We start from the raw sequence: 15,072 nt of genomic DNA, 5'->3' as shown, positions 1-15,072 counted from the left end.
GTACGCTTCAGCAGCAGTAGATGCCCGCACACGAGCCGCAGGCCGTACCGCTGCCCGAGTTCATCGGCGACGCGAGCGGCGGAATCTCCTGCTCCAGGTCGCCGATCACCAGGTCGAACATGTCGTCCGACGCCTGCTCCGTCTCGGTCCGGCCTTGCTCCGCGACAGTCTGCATGAACGTTCCTCTCGTCAGGAGTAACGAATTCACCGCCCGATTCCACAGCACGGGACCAGCACCGTCAAGGGAGCCTCTTCACTTCGGTTCGCACTCAACGCGGCGTGCGACAAAGGACGTTGATCGGCGGTGTTCTCGCACCACCGCGTCACCGTCAGGTCGACGAGGCCGGCCCCGCACAGGTGGAGGGCTTGGCGTAGACGACGGTGACCTCGTCGCGGTCATCGGCATCTTCCGCATCAGCGGCTGCCACACCGGCCCCGGCCCGGCCCCGGCCCCGGCCCCGGCCCCGGTAGGTACGGCTATGAGAACCGGCGGTATGCCCCTGGGTGGAGTCCATCGCGCAGATGCCGCCGCACACGCCGCTCATCTCACCGCCCGAGCGCTCCAGGCCCGCCCGCAGGACCACGGCAAGCATTTCGGCCACCGCCTCGACACCTGCCGCCGCGGCCGACCGCATCTCCCAGCCCGCCACGCTGCCGCGCCGGGCATCGGGACGGCCGAGTGGTCAAAGGTCCGCCGCGAGGAACGGTCGCAGCAGGGACAGCAGGGCGTCGGGACGGTCCAAGGGGATGATGTGGCCGCAGTTCTCGATGACGTGGCCTTCCACGTCATCCGCGTAAGGGCGCAGCTGGTGTTCGAGAGCGCGGCCCACAGGGTGAGCACCGATCGTCATCGCGGGGACGGTCAACCGAGCCGAGTCCACGGCCGACCGGATGTGACGGTCGGACGCCGGCAGCGCCCGGTACGGGCCGAACGCGGCGCGCAGCGCGTCGCTCGCCGCGTAGGCCCGGACGATCGGGGCGCGCAGGTCCCGCGGCACCCCGCGGCCGAGCGTGCCGCGGTCGAGGAACCACTCCACGTACCGCTCCTCGTGCCCCACCAGCACCGACTCCGCCAGCCCGGGCTCGCCGTGGAAGCCGAACCACCACGGCGGGCCGTCGGCGAGGAAACCCTCGGCCCCGGGCAACCGGCCCAGCAACGACTCCATGACCACCAAACGCCGTACGAGGCCGGGCCTACGCATGGCCAGCAGGAAGGCGGGCGGGGTGCCGACGTCGATGCCCACCACGGCCGCGGAGGGGACGCCGAGCGCCTCCAGCAGGCCTTCGGCGTCGTCGGCCAGGGTTCCGGCGTCGTAGCCCTCCGCGGGCCGGGCACTGGCGCCGAAGCCCCGCAGATCCGGTGCGATCACCCGGTACCGCGTGGCCAGTTCGCCGATGACTCGGCTCCACACCCGCCAGGTGTGCGGGAAGCCGTGCAGCAGCAGGACAGCGGGCCCTCGCCCCGCCGTCGCCACGTTGAGTTCGACACCGTTGGCCGTGACTCGGCGCAACTCGACCTCGGGGTGGGGCTCGGGACGAGAGGGGTCGGCGGGCAGGGGGACGGTCCTGGCGGTCATGTGCGCTCCAGAGGTATCTCTTGGTGACAAGGAAACGTTAGGTAAGTAAGCTGGCGGGTCCAAGACGGCACTTTCTCCTCAGGTGGTGAGCTCCAGGTGACCTCCCAGGTCAGGGAAGACTCCGGCGTGCGCGGCGTGCGCGGCGACCTGTTCGACCCGCAGTGCCCGACGCGTCGGCTGCTCGACCGGATCGGCACGAAGTGGACGTCGATGGCGGTCAAGGTGCTGGCGGAGGCCTCCCCGCAGGAGGTGCGTTTCGCGGAACTGCAGCGCCGGATGCCGGGGGTCTCACAGAAGATGCTCTCGGTGACGCTGCGGAACCTGGTGCGCGACGGCCTGGTCACGCGCCGCGTCGAGCCGACGGTCCCGCCTCGCGTGCACTACCGGATCACCGGACTCGGCCTGTCACTCGAGGTCGCGCTCGCCGGCGTCCGCGCCTGGGCCGAAGAGCACATGGCCGAGGTCGACCGGGCGAACGAGTTGAGCCACGGGGCGCAAGAGACGGCCTGAGAGGCTGCGTTCGACCGCAACCGGCTGCCACGACGGCGCGGCCCTTCACGGTCGCCGGCCGGTGATACGGGCCATCAGACGGGCCGACGGGGCAAGACAGTCCCGGAGCCGAGCCGCTGCCGAACATCCGGGCTGAGCGTGGCGCGGTGGCGATGCCGAGCCGTTCGGCACGCTGTGCGCGCGCCTGCCGGAGCCGGGTACGTCCCGAGCCGGCGGCGCACGACACGCATGGCGGCGGCGAGCCCCTCTCTCGATCAGCGCCCTGCGGGGAATGCCGCGCGCCGGCCGAAGCCGACCGTGACGAGCGCCAAGCGCCCTTACAGCGCCGCCCGCAAAGATCGCCGTGTTGAAGTGCACGCCGCGGCCGACGCCATGCTCGCAAACTGGGACACACGGGGACGCCGACGCTCACGCGCACCACACGTCGGCAATGATCCACACCCCGGACCCTGCGGCGCCGTCAGGTGGAGCAGCGGTCGAAGGACCAACGCATAGAATTGCGCGACGCGCACACCGACGGTTTCCCGTTCGACTCGAAGGACTGAGCCGTGCCCGACCGACCTGAGATCGTCTGCATCTGCGGCTCTACCCGGTTCGTGGACGAGATGAGCGCGGCGAACCGTGATCTGACCTTCGCAGGCGTCATCGTCGTCGCGCCGGGCGTCTTCTTGCGCCCCGAGGATCACGACACAGACGAGTTGATCACCAGCGAGCAGAAGACCACGCTGGCCGCCCTCCACCTGCGCAAGATCGACTTGGCCGACCGGGTGCTGGTCGTCAACCCAGGCGGGTATGTCGGCGAGTCCACGAGCAGGGAGATCGCATACGCCCACGCCACCGGCAAGCCGGTCTCGTTCACCGATCCCTTCTGACCAGTAGACGCTTCTGGTGCGCTCACCAAGCTCGAGGCTGGAAGTGAAACAGAAAACCTAACCAGCGGTCGCCGCCGCGTCGGCGACCCCAGGGACGGTCGGCTTCGCGGCGGCGGGCGGCGTGCAGTAGGCGCGAAGGGGCGCGTTGGTGGCGGCCACGGCGGCGATCGCCAGGATGGCAGACAGTCCGCCGAAGACCAGGGAGAAGGAGGCGGAGGTAGCCGACGCCAACAGGCCACCACGGAAGTTGCCGAGTTCGGGGCCCGCGACACCGATGACGTGTTCTACCGAGGAAACCCTCCCCCGGTACGCATCCGGGGTCTCCAATTGGACCAGGGCACTGCGGGTGACGACAGACACGGTGTCGGCAGCGCCCGCCACGGCCAGGCAACCGAGCGCCAGCCAGAACGGCCCCGCCAGACCGAAACAGGCCAGCGCCAGGCCCCAGACGCCGGCTGCGGACAGCTGCACCAGGCCGCCACGGCGCCAGCGCGTCACCGTACCGGAGAGCAGACCAGCCGTGATCCCCCCGACCGCGACGGCGGAGAGGAACAGTCCCAGGGTCTGCGGGTTACCCCCGAAGCGGATCTCGTTGACCAGTGGGAAGAGCGCGATGGGCATGGCGAGCAGGGTTGCGGACAGGTCGGTGGCCATCGAGCCCCACAGCGTCGGGCGGCGCAGGACGATCCGCCGGCCGCCACGCTCCGGCCGGCGCCCGCCGCCTCCCGCGCCGGCGCCTTCGGGCCGCATGGCAGGCAGGCGGATCACCGCGAGCATCGAGACGATCATGGCCACGGCTTGGGTCGCGTATGCGGCGGGGAAGCCCCAACGGGCGATGATCAGCCCGGCCAGCGCGGGTCCGGCCAGCATCGCGGCCTGGAAGGAGACGTTGGTCAGCGCGAGGCCGGCCGCGACCTGGTCGCCCGGCAACAGCCGGACCGGAAAGGTCCGCCGGGCAGGAGCGCCGAGAGCGCCGCAGCTCGTCCCCGTGGCCACCAGGGCGAGCAGCAGCAGCACGTTGCGGTTGTCCGTCAGGGCCTGGGCGCACAGCGCTGCGGCGGCCAGTAGTTGGCCCGCGGTGGTGGCCCGTACCACCGCACGGCGGTCGAAGGTGTCGGCCAACGTGCCGCCGAGCAGACCGAACAGCACCATCGGCAGACCGGTGGCGAGCCCGATGGCACCGGTGCCCACTGGGCTGCCGGTCAGATCCCAGACCTGGGCCAGCACCGCCACGTTGGCTATCTGTCCACCGGCTTGAGAGACCGAGGTGGCGATCCACAGGTCGCGAAACGACCGGCTGCTACGCAGCGGGCGGGTGTCGAGGAACCGGACACGGACCCGGCCCCTCATCGCGGTGGTTCGACAAGGTGGTGGAGGATCCGCTGCCGCATCGACCGGCGTTCCAGCGCCTGCCGTACCTCCTCGACGACGGTGGTCATCGCGTACGGGATCTCGCCGTCCAGCTCGGCGACCGTCTCGTGGGTAGCGCGCCACTCCGCCTCCAGGAACGGCACCAGCGACCGGCCGCGCTCGGTCAGGTCGATCCGCCGGGTGCGGGCGTCGGGCCCCGGCTCGGAGGTGACCAGATCCTCCTTGCGCATGGCGGCGACGGTCTGGCTGATCGCGGAGTGCGAGCGGCCCAGGGACTTCGCAAGCTCGCGAATGGTCAGTGGTCCGGTGTGGGCGAGCCGGATCAGCGGATAGGCGAACCGAGGCCGCACCCCCTCGATGCCACGCTCGACGTAGACCTGCTCGATCTCGGCGTCCATGGCTGCCAGAAGCTCGTGCAGGGCATGCCAGGGATCGGGTAGCGCTGTGGGATCCGAAGGTGTCACAGCGCTAATATAACAGCGCTGCGATAATCGTCGCTCGTGATCGAACCAGTGGTCGAAGCCGGGCAGAGCGTCGCCCTCGTCGGCCGGGACGCGGCCCGCACCCAGGCCGCCGCCGACCACGGGGGGCTTTCCCCATCGCGGCCGTCATCACACCGTGAACTCCCGGATCACCAGGTCACGAAAGACCGCTCGCCCTTCAATCGTGAACAGCGCGAGACCCGTGTCGATCAGATACGGAAACGCCTGCGAGGAGTGCACGTACCGGCCGTCGTCGACGAACATCTCCACCGACGTCCGGTCCACCAGGATCCGCAGCCGCACACGCCGCGCAGCCGCGCCGAAGGGACTGTGGCTCTCCTGCCACCTTCCAGAGGTGTCCGGATTCGCCACATGGCGACGGTTGAGGAAGGCGTAGTCCCGGTACACGCCGGCGTCGACATGGCGACTGCCGTCACCCGAGCGCCGCAGCTGGAATCCGGCGCCGGCCAGTTCGTCCCAGGTGATCTCGCAGGTCACCTCGTACGCCGTGCCCGTGTAGTCCAGCACCCGAGTCCCCTCGACCTCCAGATCGCCGAGCCGTATCGTGCGGGAGACGTATCCGTCCAGCGCCGGCACCGGCCGTGATGCCAGGTAGTAGGCGCCGGACGACGTCGACTTGAGGGTGACCTCGCGGACGATCGAATCGGTTCCGTTGTAGCCGTCACTGTCGATCGTGGGCGTGGTGTTCGCGTAATCCCAGTTGTTCAGCCAGGCGATCGCGTGGCGGACGCGCTCGTCGACGCGTCCGGCCGCGTCCCGCTTCTCGAAGGTGACGGCGCCGTACCAGTCCCAGCCGTGGTCCAGCCACTGCGGCTCGGCGGCGTCCGGTGTGAACGCGGTGCCGTCGAAAGCGCCGGTCCAGTAGGCGTAGGTGTTGGGCTGTCCGGACGCCTTGCCGTTGGCGCTCACGCCCAGCACCCACTTCGCCGTGCCGTTCTCGGCGGTGATGCGGAACAGGTCGGGGCACTCCAGGACGCCGATCCCCTCCTTGACGAAGCCGCCGGCGTAAGTCCAGGACTTCAGGTTCTCCGAGTGGTAGAAGCCGACCTTGGTGTTCTCGGCCAGGACCATCACCCATCGGCCGCGTTCCTCGTCGCGGATCACCTTGGGGTCGCGGAAGTCGCGCACGCCTGGGTTGGGCAGGACCGGGGTGGTGCCGTGGTGTGTGAAGGTGCGGCCGCCGTCGGTGGAGTAATACAGGTACTGGGCCTGGCCGTTCGCGTTCTCGACGGGCTCCATGGTGGCCAGGACGACCACCGCCCCCGCGCCGAACCCGGCGGTGTTGCCGGTGTCCACCACCGCCGATCCGGACCACACGTCGCCGTTGGGCGTGGTGTCCTTCGGCACCGCGATGCCTCGGTCGGTGAACTTCACGAGGTCGGTGCTGGTGGCCAGCCGCCAGGCGGTGCCGGCCGTGGTGCCACCGGTGAAGTAGTCCGGGTTGTACAGGTAGTAGTAGTGGTACTCGCCGCCGATCCAGACCGGACGCTGCGGGTCGTTCTTCCACTGGTCGGGGACCGTGAAGTGGTACCGGGCACGGTAGCCGAGGCAGGCGGTGGTCTCGGCCCTGGGCTTCGCCGCGGCGGTTCCGGCAGGCAGCAGCGCGGCGGATGTTCCCGCTGCCGTACCGGCCAGAAACAGCCTTCTGGGCATTCCAGACATCACACATCAATCCCTTCGTGGGAGCGAGCGGTCCATGTGGAGCAGGACTGTAGACCTAACTCGTTAAAGGTCAAGCCGTTCGGGACCCTTGACATCCGCGTGGGGCCGTTCTCATCATCTGGGTCATCAGCTTCCGACTAACACGAGTTAGGGCCGCCCGATGCACCATCTCAAGCGCCGCGCGTTGTTGCGGTACGGCGCCTACGGGGCCGGGGCCACCGCGCTGGCCGGCACCGCCGCCAGTTGGGACCGGCTCACCGGAGCCGACATCCCCGGCCGGGACGACGGATCCCTCGTCGTCGCCACCCTCGGCTCCGCCTTCGACCAGGCCGCCGTCCGCACCCTCGGCGAGGGCTTCCGTGCCCTCCATCCCGACATCAAGCTGCGTGTGAACGCCGTACAGGCAGTCGACTGGTCCGACTTCTTCGCGAAGATCCTCACCCAGATCGCCGCGGGCACCGCCCCCGACCTGGTCTACGTCGCCACCGAGGGCGTGCAGTTGTTCGCCCGACGCCTCGGCGTTCCTCTGGACCGCTGGGTCAGGCGGGACGCGGCCGAACTGCGCGAGTACTTCGCCGACGTCCACCCCTCACTGGTGGAGTCGATGATGTACGAAGGCAGCCTCTACCAGCTGCCGGTGGAGTTCAACGCCGCCGACATCTACCTCAACCGGCAGGTACTGCGCCGGGCCGGCGCGGACTACCCGCCACCGGACTGGACGCGCGACGACTTCACCGACCTGCTGCGCCGGATGAAGCGGACCAGCGACTCCCACTTCACCCCCTACTTCTGGACCAATCGCCTGTGGGGCGGAGTCGTACCGTGGCTCTTCGCCAACGGCACCAACCTCCTCGAGGAGTCGAAGGCGCCCGGCGGCGACTGGTTGTGGGACCGCTTCTATCCGGCCGGCCGGCGACACGGGCGCGGAGGCGGTTTCCGCTGGACCGCCCCGCAGGCCACCGACGACCGGGTGGAGGAGACGTACGAGTACCTCGCCTCCCTGATCAGGGACGGCCTGTGCACCCGGCCCGAGGGCGGCAACGGCACCAACCTCGTCGGCGTATTCTCCACCGGCCGGGTGGGAGTCACTCCGGCGGGCGGATTCTGGGCCGGCGGCCTGAGCCTGGCCGGGATGCAGCCGACCGACTACGACGTGCAGTACTTCCCGCGCTGGCGCACCCAGCGCCACCAGTTCGGCGCGGCCGGGTATGCCATGCTGCGCACCTCGAAGCGGCAGGACGAGGCGTGGGAGTTCATCAAGTACGCCGCCCGCAAGGACACCCTGACCCGGCTCTTCCGGGCCAACCAGACCACCCCGGCGCGCCGCTCGATGCTCACCGCGGAACGCTACCGGGACAGCGGACCGAAGCACTGGCAGGCCTTCTACGGCACCCTCGACCAGTTCCCCGACACCGGACCGATCCCGGCGCCGCCACAGGTCGCCGAGGTCGAACAGGTGCTGCTCAAGCACACCGGAACCGCCCTGGCCTCCCCGCGTTCGGTGCGCCCCGCGCTGCGCCGGCTCCAGGGCGACCTGGAAAAGGCCATGGAGCGTGACACATGACGAACACCCAGGCCCCGGCCGTACGGCCGGAACGGGCCGCCACCCCCATCGGGGACCGTCCCCGGCCCTCGGCGCGCGAGCGCGGCACCCGCCTGCTGGCGGCGCTGTTCCTGGCGCCCACCGTCATCGGCATCGTGGTCTTCACGGTCGTACCGATCGCCGGCTCAGTGGTTCTCAGCCTCTTCCACTGGAACGTGATCGACTCCCCGCGCTTCGCCGGCACGGCGAACTACCGCGAGGCGTTCACCGACTCCACCGTGCTGGTCTCCTTCGGCAACACCCTGCTGTTCATGGTGCTGGCCGTGGCGCTGCAACTGCTGATCGCGCTGCTGCTGGCGCTCGCCGTGAACGGGCGGATGCCGGTGTGGCTTCGCTCGGTGTTCCGGTCGGCGTTCTTCTTCCCGTTGGTGCTGTCCGCGGCGTCCATCTCGGTGGTCATGAAGTACCTGTTCAACCAGGACTTCGGTGTCGTGAACTGGTTGCTGGGGCTGGTGGGTGTCGCTCCCGTGCCCTGGCTGACCTCGGAGAGCGGCGCGATGGCCGCGGTCGTCCTGGTCTACGTATGGCAGCAGTTCGGCTTCTCGTTCCTGCTGTTCGTCGGCGGCCTGAACAACATCCCCAAGGAGATCCACGAGGCCGCCTCCCTCGACGGTGCGAGGGGCCTGCGCAAGCACCTGCACCTGACGCTGCCGCTGCTGTCGCCCACCCTCCTGGTGGCGTCCGTGGTCGGTTTCATCAACGCCCTCCAGGTCTTCGAGCAGCCGTACGTGCTCACCAACGGCGGTCCCGGTGACTCCACCCGCACCGTCGTGATGGTCATCTACGAAACCGCCTTCGAGCAGCTCCGCTTCGGTACGGCGTCCGCGGTGGGCGTGCTGCTGTTCGTGCTGATCATGGCGGTCACCGCCCTCCAGTTCCGGCTCAGCCGGCGTTTCGTCCACTACCAGTGAGCCGGGTGCGAGTCCATGAGCCAAGCGACCCTGACCGCCAGCCGTATCCGGCACTCATTCGCGCCGTCGGCGCGAATCGCCGCACTGACCGTGTGCGCACTGCTCACCCTGGGCCCGGTCATCTGGACCGTGTCCACTTCGTTGCGCACCCCCGCCGAGTCCTTCGACCTGCCCCCGAAGATCGTTCCCACCAGCCCGACGACCGAGGCCTACAGCGGGGTCTTCGACCAGATCGACGTGTGGCTGCTCGCCCTGAACTCCACACTGGTGACCGCGCTGATCGCGCTGGGACAGATGGTCACCGCGGGGCTCGCCGGGTACGCCTTCGCCCGCTTGGACTTCCGCTTCAAGAAGTCCCTGTTCGCCCTGGTCCTGGCCACCATGATGGTGCCGCTCCAGGTCACGATCGTGCCAGTGTTCCTGGTGCTGAAGTCGATGAGTCTGACCGACACCCTGCTCGGACTGATCATCCCGGCGTTTCCGACCGCGTTCGGGACGTTTCTGATGCGCCAGTACTTCCTCGGCATGCCCAAGGACCTGGGCGAGGCGGCCATGCTCGACGGGGCGAGCCCCTGGCGGGTCTTCCGGTCCGTGTACGCCCCGCTGGCCGCGCCCGGCCTCGCGATCGTCGGTGTCCTCGCCTTCAACTACCACTGGAACGAGTTCTTCCGCCCGTTGATCCTGGAGACCTCCAGCCAGAACTACACGCTTCCGCTGGGCCTCGTCTCGCTGCAGGGCAACCTCGGCACGGGATCCATCTCGGTGGTGCTCGCCGGCGTCGTGCTGTCGATGATTCCCGCCGTCGCCGTGTTCGTCATCGGTCAGCGCCCTCTCCGTGAGGGCATCACCTCCGCAGGAGTGAACCGTTGAGCCTCGCAGCCGCGTCCCACGATCCCGACGCTCCGCGCTTCCGGGTCCGTCCGCCCGCCAACTGGGTCAACGACCCCAACGGTCCCTTTCGTTGGCACGGCCGCTACCACCTCTTCTACCAGCACAACCCCGACGCTCCGGTGCACACCAACGTCCACTGGGGCCACGTCTCCAGCCCCGACCTCGTCCGATGGCGGCACCATCCCATCGCCCTGGCGCCGACCCCGGGCGGCCCCGACGAAGCGGGCTGCTGGTCCGGCTGCGTGGTCGACGACGACGGGGTGCCGACCGCCGTGTACACGGGGGTCGACCGTCACCACACCGGCCTGGGGACCATCTGCCTCGCGCCGGCGGCGGACCCTGACGACGAGGCGCTGACGAAGTGGGCGCCACTGCCCACACCGGTGGTGGCGGGTCCGCCGGACGGACTGGACGTGGTGATGTTCCGCGATCCGTTCGTCTTCCGGCACGGCGGCAGGCGCTGGGCCCTGGTCGGCGCGGGTCACGCCGACGGCACACCGTCCGTACTGCTGTACGACTGCGACGACCTGTCCGACTGGCGGTTCGCCGGGGTGCTGATCGACGGCGCCGATCCCGTCGCGACGGCCGCGTTCGGTGACACGGCGGTCGGCTGGGAGTGCCCGCAGCTGGGCGCGACACCGGACGGTGACTGGATCCTCGTGGTGTCACTGTGGGACAAGGAGCCGCGCAGCACGGGGTATCTGACGGGGCATCTGACAAGCGACGCGGACGGCAGGTTGCGTTTCGCGGCCCGGTCCGGGGCGCGTCTCGATCACGGCCGCGACTTCTACGCCCCCGCCCTGCTCCAGGAAGCCGATCGCACCCTGCTGTGGGGCTGGTCGTGGGAGGCCCGTGCGCAGCCCGATGTCGACCGGGCCGGCTGGGCCGGCGTTCTGACCGTCCCTCGCGACGTCGGCGTCCACCCGGACGGGACCCTGCGGGTCGCCCCGGCTCCCGAAGTCCACCTGCTGCGCGCCGCCGGCCCCTTCGCCACGGGCCCCGGACCTGCACCACTGCCCCGGGCGTACGACCTGACCGTCACCGCCCGCGCACCAACCGCCGTACGTCTGCTCCGCTCGGCCTCGGGCGCGGAACTGACCGTGCACGTCGACCCCGCGCGGGGCACGGTGACCCTCGACCGCGACGGCTGGCCCCGCACGGCACACGGGGACCAGGCACCGATCACCGTGGAGGTACCGTGCGGCGAAGAGCTCACGGTGCGCGTCCTCGTCGACGGATCGCTGTACGAGGTGTTCGCCGGCGACCGCGCCATGGTCACCGAGCGGGTGTACCGCCGCCCGGACGACGCGGCGGAACTGCTCGTGACCGGCGACGGGGCGACCGTCACCGGCTGGGAGCAGGTCCCACCGACTCCCGGTCGATGACGGGACAGGCGATGCGCCGCACGGTGGGGCTCGGCATCCGTCCCGTACCGATGGCGTCCAGCACCAGCCGGACCGCCGCCTCGCCCATCGCCCGGTGCGGCAACGCGACCGTGGTGAGGGGCGGGGACAGGAACGCCGCCATGTGTTCCTGATCGTCGTAGCCGATCACCGACAGGTCGCCGGGGACGGTGAGTCCCAGCCGGGCCGCTGCATGCAGGACACCCGCCGCGACCCTGTCGTTGTAACAGAAGAGCCCAGTGGGGTACCGTCCCGCGGCAGCGCCGTCGAGCAGCCGCAGGGCGCCCTCGTACCCGCTGGAGATCTCCCCGCCGGTCCGGACGACCCGCTCCCTGGGGACCGTGACCCCGTCGGCGCGCAGCGCGTCACGGAAGCCGTGCAGCCGCTCCACCGACGCGATGTCGGCCTCGCCCCCCACTACGGCGACCTCGCGGTGCCCCTGTGCGAGCAGCAGCCGCGCCGCCGCCCGGCCGCCCGCGCGTTCGGCGGGGATGACGGCGGGCAACGAGCCGTCCTCGGGCACGCAGTTGGCGAGGACGGAGTGCGTGCGGTGCAGCCCTTCCGGCACACGCACCCGGCGCAGCGACATGGCGGCGTAGACGATCCCGTCGACCCTCCGGTCGAGGAGCTCGGCAACCGCCGCGTCCTCCTTGGCCGGGTCGCCGCCGGAGTCGACGGTCAGGACCAGGTGCTCACTGCCCCACGCCGTCTCCATGGCACCGCGCAGCAAGCGCCCGGCGAACGGCGTGGAGGCGATCTCGTCGGTGACCAGTCCGATCACGGCCGTACGACGACTGCGCAGGCCGCGGGCCACAGGGTCGGGCCGGTAGCCGAGCTGGGCAGCGGCTTGCCGGATACGTTCCTGGGTGGCGAGGGAGAGGTTGCCCTCGGCCCGGCCGTTGAACACGAAGGAAACGGCCGTGTGCGACACACCGGCGAGCCTGGCCACGTCCCGGGACGTGGGACGCCCCGTCCCTGACGTGTGCTTGTCCTCCGCGCCTGCCATGCCGTCCGCCGCCCTCTTCCCACCCGTCTGCCGACCCGCGCTCAGCCTATCCGGAGCGGTCGCCCGTGCACCGCCGGGGCGGGGATCAAGGGGTTCACGGACTTCCGCAGGGGTGCGCTTCTTGACGATCTCCGGTTCGAAGGGGCCGTGGCGGTCACGGGGCACGGTGCTCTCCACCGGCCCTGGGCCGGTCAGGACCGTTCCGGAGCGTTTGCCGTCACGGCTGTATCTCTCTTCCTTGCCCGCCGGGTCGTGCAGGGCGGAAGGTGCGGCGATAGGCGTCGGGCGGGACGCCGACGGTGCGCTGGAAGTGGCGGCGCAGGGTGGTGGCGGTGCCCATTCCGGCGGCCTCGGCGACGGTATCGATGGTGGCGTCGGTGGTCTCCAGCAGCTCCTGGGCGCGGCGGATGCGTTGGACGTGGAGCCAATGCAGGGGCGTGGTGCCGGTGAGGTGCCTGAAGTGACGGGCCAGGTGACGTGAGCTCAGGCCGGCCCGTCGGGCGAGGTCCTCGACGGTGAGGGGCTGGTCGAGGCGTCGGAGGACCCACGGGAAGAGTTCACCGAGGGGGTGGTTGCCCGGGCCGGGGACGGGAGTGGCGATGAACTGGGCCTGGCCACCGTCACGGTGCGGAGGGATGACCAGGCGGCGGGCGATCTTGTTGGCGTTGGCCGAGCCGTGGTCGAGGCGGACCAGGTGCAGGCACAGGTCCATGGCGGCGGCCTTGCCCGCCGAGGTGAGGACATCGCCGTTGTCGACGTAGAGGACGTCCGGATCGATGGCGGCGGCCGGGTGTCGCCGGGCCAGCTCCCTGGTGTGGGCCCAGTGCGTGGTGGCGCGCCTGCCGTCGAGCAGGCCGGCGGCGCCCAGGACGAAGGCGCCGGTGCACAGCGAGGCCACCCGGGCACCGGCCGCGTGGGCCGCGCGCAGCGCGTCGACCAGTTCCGCCGGAGGTTCGCGGTCGGTGTCGGCCCAGCCGGGCACGAGCACGGTGTCCGCCTGCGGGAGGTGGTCGAGTCCGTGGTCGGGCTCCACATGGAAGCGGTCGACTCGCACCGGGCCGGGTCCGCAGAGGGCGAAGTCGTACCAGGGGTCCACGACGTGAGTCAGGTCGGCTCCGAAAATCTCCAGGGCCACGGACAGTTCGTAGTGGAGCATGCCGTCGGTGACGGCCAGTGCTACGCGATGCATGTCCGAAAGTGTATGTGGCGTGTCGTTTCCGACGCTCGTGCGGGGTCCTGCCGGAGGGGCAGGATGTCGGTGTCAGGCCGCCGGCGGATCGGCATCGCAGCGGACGATCGAGTACACGGGAGCAGTCTCATGGAGTCAGGCCGACTGGTGGCGGTGTTCGGCGCGTACGGTCACACCGGACGGTTCGTGGTCGCAGAGCTCGCCGCGCGCGGGTTCGTTCCCGTGCTGTCCGGACGCAACGCGCATGCGCTGGGCGAACTGGCCGACGACCACGGGCTGGAGGCCCGGGTGGCGTCGGTCGACGATCCGGCCTCGCTGGATCGGGCCCTGGACGGTGCGGTGGCGGTCATCAACTGCGCCGGCCCATTCGCCTCGACCACCGGCCCGGTGATCGAAGCCGCGCTCCGGGCAGGGATGCCGTATCTGGATGTGGCCGCCGAGATCGAGGCCAACCTCGACACCTTCGCGCACTTCCGCGAGCGGGCCCGGGCCGCGGGAGCGGTGATCGTCCCGGCCATGGCCTTCTTCGGCGGCCTCGGTGACCTGTTGGCCACCGCGGCGATGGGCGACTGGACCTCGGCCGACGAGGCCCACATCGCCTACGCGCTCAGCAACTGGCACCCCACCGCCGGCACCCGGCTGTCGGGCGCGGTCTCCCGCGAGCGGCGCGGCAACGTCCGCCTGCGCTACCGCGGCGGACAGTGGCAGCACCGCACCGATGCCGCGCCCACTGCGGAGTGGACCTTCCCGGAACCGGTGGGACGCCGGTCCGTGATCGCGGAGTTCACCATGGCGGACGTCGTGACCGTCCCACAGCACCTGGCCATCCCCGACGTGACCACGTACATGAGCGCCGAAGCCGCCCGCGACGTCGCCGCCCCTGACACACCGACCCCGACCGCCGCCGACGAGAGCGGACGTTCCGACCAGACCTTCCTCGTCGACGTCGTCGTCCGCTCAGGTGGCGCCGAACGCCGGGCCACAGCCACCGGTCAGGACATCTACGCCATCACCGCGCCCCTCGTCGTCGAGGCACTCGACCGCGTCCTCACCGGCCGCGCCAAGGCCGTCGGCGGCGTCACCTCTGCCGGCGAGATCTTCGACGCCCCTGACTTCCTGCGCGCGCTCGCCCCCCGTATCGCGTTCGAACTGCACCCCCAGGAGCAGATCGCCTGACCCGGGTCAACCGCCCAGCCGTCGAGCGTGCGCCCTCAGGGGACCGTGAGGCCGCACACCTCGAGGAGAAGGGACGGGGCGGCGACGGGCGGCCCGCCGCGGTCGGACCGCCGCTGGACGCGCGTCCCCGGGGCCCTCGAGTCGTGCCACCGTCAGTGCGGCGGCCGAGTCGGTCCCGTCGGACCTTCGGCGGCCCGACCGCCTCTGGCGTCACCGGGCCGTGGCCACGAGACGGCAAGCCTGTCCGTGACGAGGCGACCGTGTCGGTGGCGTCAACCCGGCCGCGGCTGAAGCCGATCCGCTCCTAGAGATCGTCTTCAAAGGTCAGATCCAGAGCAGGATTGAGGCGATGGTGACGGCGGCTTGGTAGGACTCGCGGGTCTTGTCGTAGCGAGTGG

15 protein-coding genes and 1 pseudogene are annotated in these 15,072 nt (G+C 70.4%); 7 read left to right on the top strand and 9 right to left on the bottom strand.

The annotated features are described in order from the left end of the window. Positions 1 to 7: 7 nt before the first annotated feature. From ACZ4V1_RS33465 to ACZ4V1_RS33455, 3 genes are all read right to left on the bottom strand, one after another. Complete coding sequence (locus ACZ4V1_RS33465) at positions 8 to 175, bottom strand: hypothetical protein (protein ID WP_468344091.1); 168 nt, start codon at positions 173 to 175, stop codon at positions 8 to 10. Between the two features lie 154 nt (positions 176 to 329). Then, complete coding sequence (locus tag ACZ4V1_RS33460) at positions 330 to 602, bottom strand: hypothetical protein (RefSeq protein ID WP_468344088.1); 273 nt, start codon at positions 600 to 602, stop codon at positions 330 to 332. An 81-nt stretch (positions 603 to 683) separates the two neighbouring features. Then, positions 684 to 1,577 (bottom strand): alpha/beta fold hydrolase, encoded by an 894-nt coding sequence (locus tag ACZ4V1_RS33455; RefSeq protein ID WP_468344085.1) that lies wholly within the window; start codon positions 1,575 to 1,577, stop codon positions 684 to 686. A 96-nt stretch (positions 1,578 to 1,673) separates the two neighbouring features. On the opposite strand from ACZ4V1_RS33455, the gene ACZ4V1_RS33450 reads away from it, so the two are divergent. Both ACZ4V1_RS33450 and ACZ4V1_RS33445 read left to right on the top strand, forming a co-directional pair. After that, positions 1,674 to 2,087 (top strand): winged helix-turn-helix transcriptional regulator, encoded by a 414-nt coding sequence (locus ACZ4V1_RS33450; RefSeq protein WP_468344082.1) that lies wholly within the window; start codon positions 1,674 to 1,676, stop codon positions 2,085 to 2,087. A 548-nt stretch (positions 2,088 to 2,635) separates the two neighbouring features. Continuing rightward, positions 2,636 to 2,959 carry a hypothetical protein gene (locus ACZ4V1_RS33445; RefSeq protein ID WP_468344079.1) on the top strand — a complete coding sequence of 108 codons (324 nt, stop codon included), beginning with the start codon at positions 2,636 to 2,638 and terminating at the stop codon, positions 2,957 to 2,959. Between the two features lie 57 nt (positions 2,960 to 3,016). Here ACZ4V1_RS33445 and ACZ4V1_RS33440 read toward each other — a convergent pair whose 3' ends face one another. The 3 genes from ACZ4V1_RS33440 to ACZ4V1_RS33430 are packed head-to-tail and all read right to left on the bottom strand — an operon-like array spanning position 3,017 to position 6,495. Next, complete coding sequence (locus ACZ4V1_RS33440) at positions 3,017 to 4,309, bottom strand: MFS transporter (protein WP_468344076.1); 1,293 nt, start codon at positions 4,307 to 4,309, stop codon at positions 3,017 to 3,019. Continuing rightward, positions 4,306 to 4,914: a MarR family winged helix-turn-helix transcriptional regulator gene (locus ACZ4V1_RS33435; protein ID WP_468344073.1), complete on the bottom strand. Its 609-nt coding sequence runs from the start codon at positions 4,912 to 4,914 to the stop codon at positions 4,306 to 4,308. The genes ACZ4V1_RS33440 and ACZ4V1_RS33435 overlap by 4 nt, the downstream gene beginning before the upstream one ends. A gap of 27 nt (positions 4,915 to 4,941) precedes the next feature. Next, a complete protein-coding gene (locus ACZ4V1_RS33430; RefSeq protein WP_468344070.1) occupies positions 4,942 to 6,495 on the bottom strand; it encodes a glycoside hydrolase family 32 protein in 1,554 nt (517 codons plus the stop codon). 160 nt (positions 6,496 to 6,655) lie between these two features. Between ACZ4V1_RS33430 and ACZ4V1_RS33425 the strand changes: the two genes are divergently transcribed. Genes ACZ4V1_RS33425 through ACZ4V1_RS33410 form a run of 4 tightly spaced genes read left to right on the top strand, consistent with a single transcriptional unit; the run spans position 6,656 to position 11,285 of the window. Further along, positions 6,656 to 8,059 carry an extracellular solute-binding protein gene (locus ACZ4V1_RS33425; protein ID WP_468344067.1) on the top strand — a complete coding sequence of 468 codons (1,404 nt, stop codon included), beginning with the start codon at positions 6,656 to 6,658 and terminating at the stop codon, positions 8,057 to 8,059. Next, positions 8,056 to 9,009, top strand: a complete 954-nt coding sequence (locus ACZ4V1_RS33420) for a carbohydrate ABC transporter permease (RefSeq protein ID WP_468344064.1) — start codon at positions 8,056 to 8,058, stop codon at positions 9,007 to 9,009. Before ACZ4V1_RS33425 ends, ACZ4V1_RS33420 begins: the two co-directional genes overlap by 4 nt. A 15-nt stretch (positions 9,010 to 9,024) precedes the next feature. Further along, a complete protein-coding gene (locus ACZ4V1_RS33415; RefSeq protein ID WP_468344061.1) occupies positions 9,025 to 9,879 on the top strand; it encodes a carbohydrate ABC transporter permease in 855 nt (284 codons plus the stop codon). After that, positions 9,876 to 11,285 carry a glycoside hydrolase family 32 protein gene (locus tag ACZ4V1_RS33410; protein WP_468344058.1) on the top strand — a complete coding sequence of 470 codons (1,410 nt, stop codon included), beginning with the start codon at positions 9,876 to 9,878 and terminating at the stop codon, positions 11,283 to 11,285. The genes ACZ4V1_RS33415 and ACZ4V1_RS33410 overlap by 4 nt, the downstream gene beginning before the upstream one ends. Here the strand turns inward: ACZ4V1_RS33410 and ACZ4V1_RS33405 are convergent. The 3 genes and pseudogenes from ACZ4V1_RS33405 to ACZ4V1_RS33395 all read right to left on the bottom strand — a co-directional run bounded on the left by ACZ4V1_RS33405 (position 11,245) and on the right by ACZ4V1_RS33395 (position 13,498). Next, on the bottom strand, positions 11,245 to 12,309 hold the full coding sequence (locus tag ACZ4V1_RS33405; RefSeq protein ID WP_468344055.1) for a LacI family DNA-binding transcriptional regulator: 1,065 nt from the start codon (positions 12,307 to 12,309) through the stop codon (positions 11,245 to 11,247). The two genes, ACZ4V1_RS33410 and ACZ4V1_RS33405, sit on opposite strands and share 41 nt — an antisense overlap. 114 nt (positions 12,310 to 12,423) lie before the next feature. Further along, positions 12,424 to 12,564: pseudogene (locus tag ACZ4V1_RS33400) on the bottom strand (transposase); the annotation flags it as partial. Continuing rightward, positions 12,527 to 13,498, bottom strand: coding sequence for a helix-turn-helix domain-containing protein (locus ACZ4V1_RS33395; protein ID WP_468344052.1), 972 nt, complete (start codon positions 13,496 to 13,498; stop codon positions 12,527 to 12,529). The pseudogene ACZ4V1_RS33400 and the gene ACZ4V1_RS33395, both read right to left, overlap by 38 nt. Positions 13,499 to 13,627: 129 nt before the next feature. Between ACZ4V1_RS33395 and ACZ4V1_RS33390 the strand changes: the two genes are divergently transcribed. After that, positions 13,628 to 14,674: a saccharopine dehydrogenase family protein gene (locus ACZ4V1_RS33390; RefSeq protein WP_468344049.1), complete on the top strand. Its 1,047-nt coding sequence runs from the start codon at positions 13,628 to 13,630 to the stop codon at positions 14,672 to 14,674. Positions 14,675 to 15,072: the final 398 nt, after the last annotated feature.

The organism is Streptomyces sp. NPDC028991, from assembly GCF_055564775.1.
The sequence above is the reverse complement of the archived record's forward strand: the minus strand, read 5'-3'. Positions and strand labels throughout refer to the sequence as shown.

What these genes read in the sequence shown, in the direction of transcription:
- ACZ4V1_RS33420 (WP_468344064.1), top strand. Translation starts at nt 8,056, where the DNA reads ATGACGAACACCCAGGCCCCGGCCGTACGGCCGGAACGGGCCGCCACC.
- ACZ4V1_RS33395 (WP_468344052.1), bottom strand. Translation starts at nt 13,498, where the DNA reads ATGCATCGCGTAGCACTGGCCGTCACCGACGGCATGCTCCACTACGAA.
- ACZ4V1_RS33430 (WP_468344070.1), bottom strand. Translation starts at nt 6,495, where the DNA reads ATGTCTGGAATGCCCAGAAGGCTGTTTCTGGCCGGTACGGCAGCGGGA.
- ACZ4V1_RS33440 (WP_468344076.1), bottom strand. Translation starts at nt 4,309, where the DNA reads ATGAGGGGCCGGGTCCGTGTCCGGTTCCTCGACACCCGCCCGCTGCGT.
- ACZ4V1_RS33405 (WP_468344055.1), bottom strand. Translation starts at nt 12,309, where the DNA reads ATGGCAGGCGCGGAGGACAAGCACACGTCAGGGACGGGGCGTCCCACG.
- ACZ4V1_RS33390 (WP_468344049.1), top strand. Translation starts at nt 13,628, where the DNA reads ATGGAGTCAGGCCGACTGGTGGCGGTGTTCGGCGCGTACGGTCACACC.
- ACZ4V1_RS33465 (WP_468344091.1), bottom strand. Translation starts at nt 175, where the DNA reads ATGCAGACTGTCGCGGAGCAAGGCCGGACCGAGACGGAGCAGGCGTCG.
- ACZ4V1_RS33455 (WP_468344085.1), bottom strand. Translation starts at nt 1,577, where the DNA reads ATGACCGCCAGGACCGTCCCCCTGCCCGCCGACCCCTCTCGTCCCGAG.
- ACZ4V1_RS33415 (WP_468344061.1), top strand. Translation starts at nt 9,025, where the DNA reads ATGAGCCAAGCGACCCTGACCGCCAGCCGTATCCGGCACTCATTCGCG.
- ACZ4V1_RS33425 (WP_468344067.1), top strand. Translation starts at nt 6,656, where the DNA reads ATGCACCATCTCAAGCGCCGCGCGTTGTTGCGGTACGGCGCCTACGGG.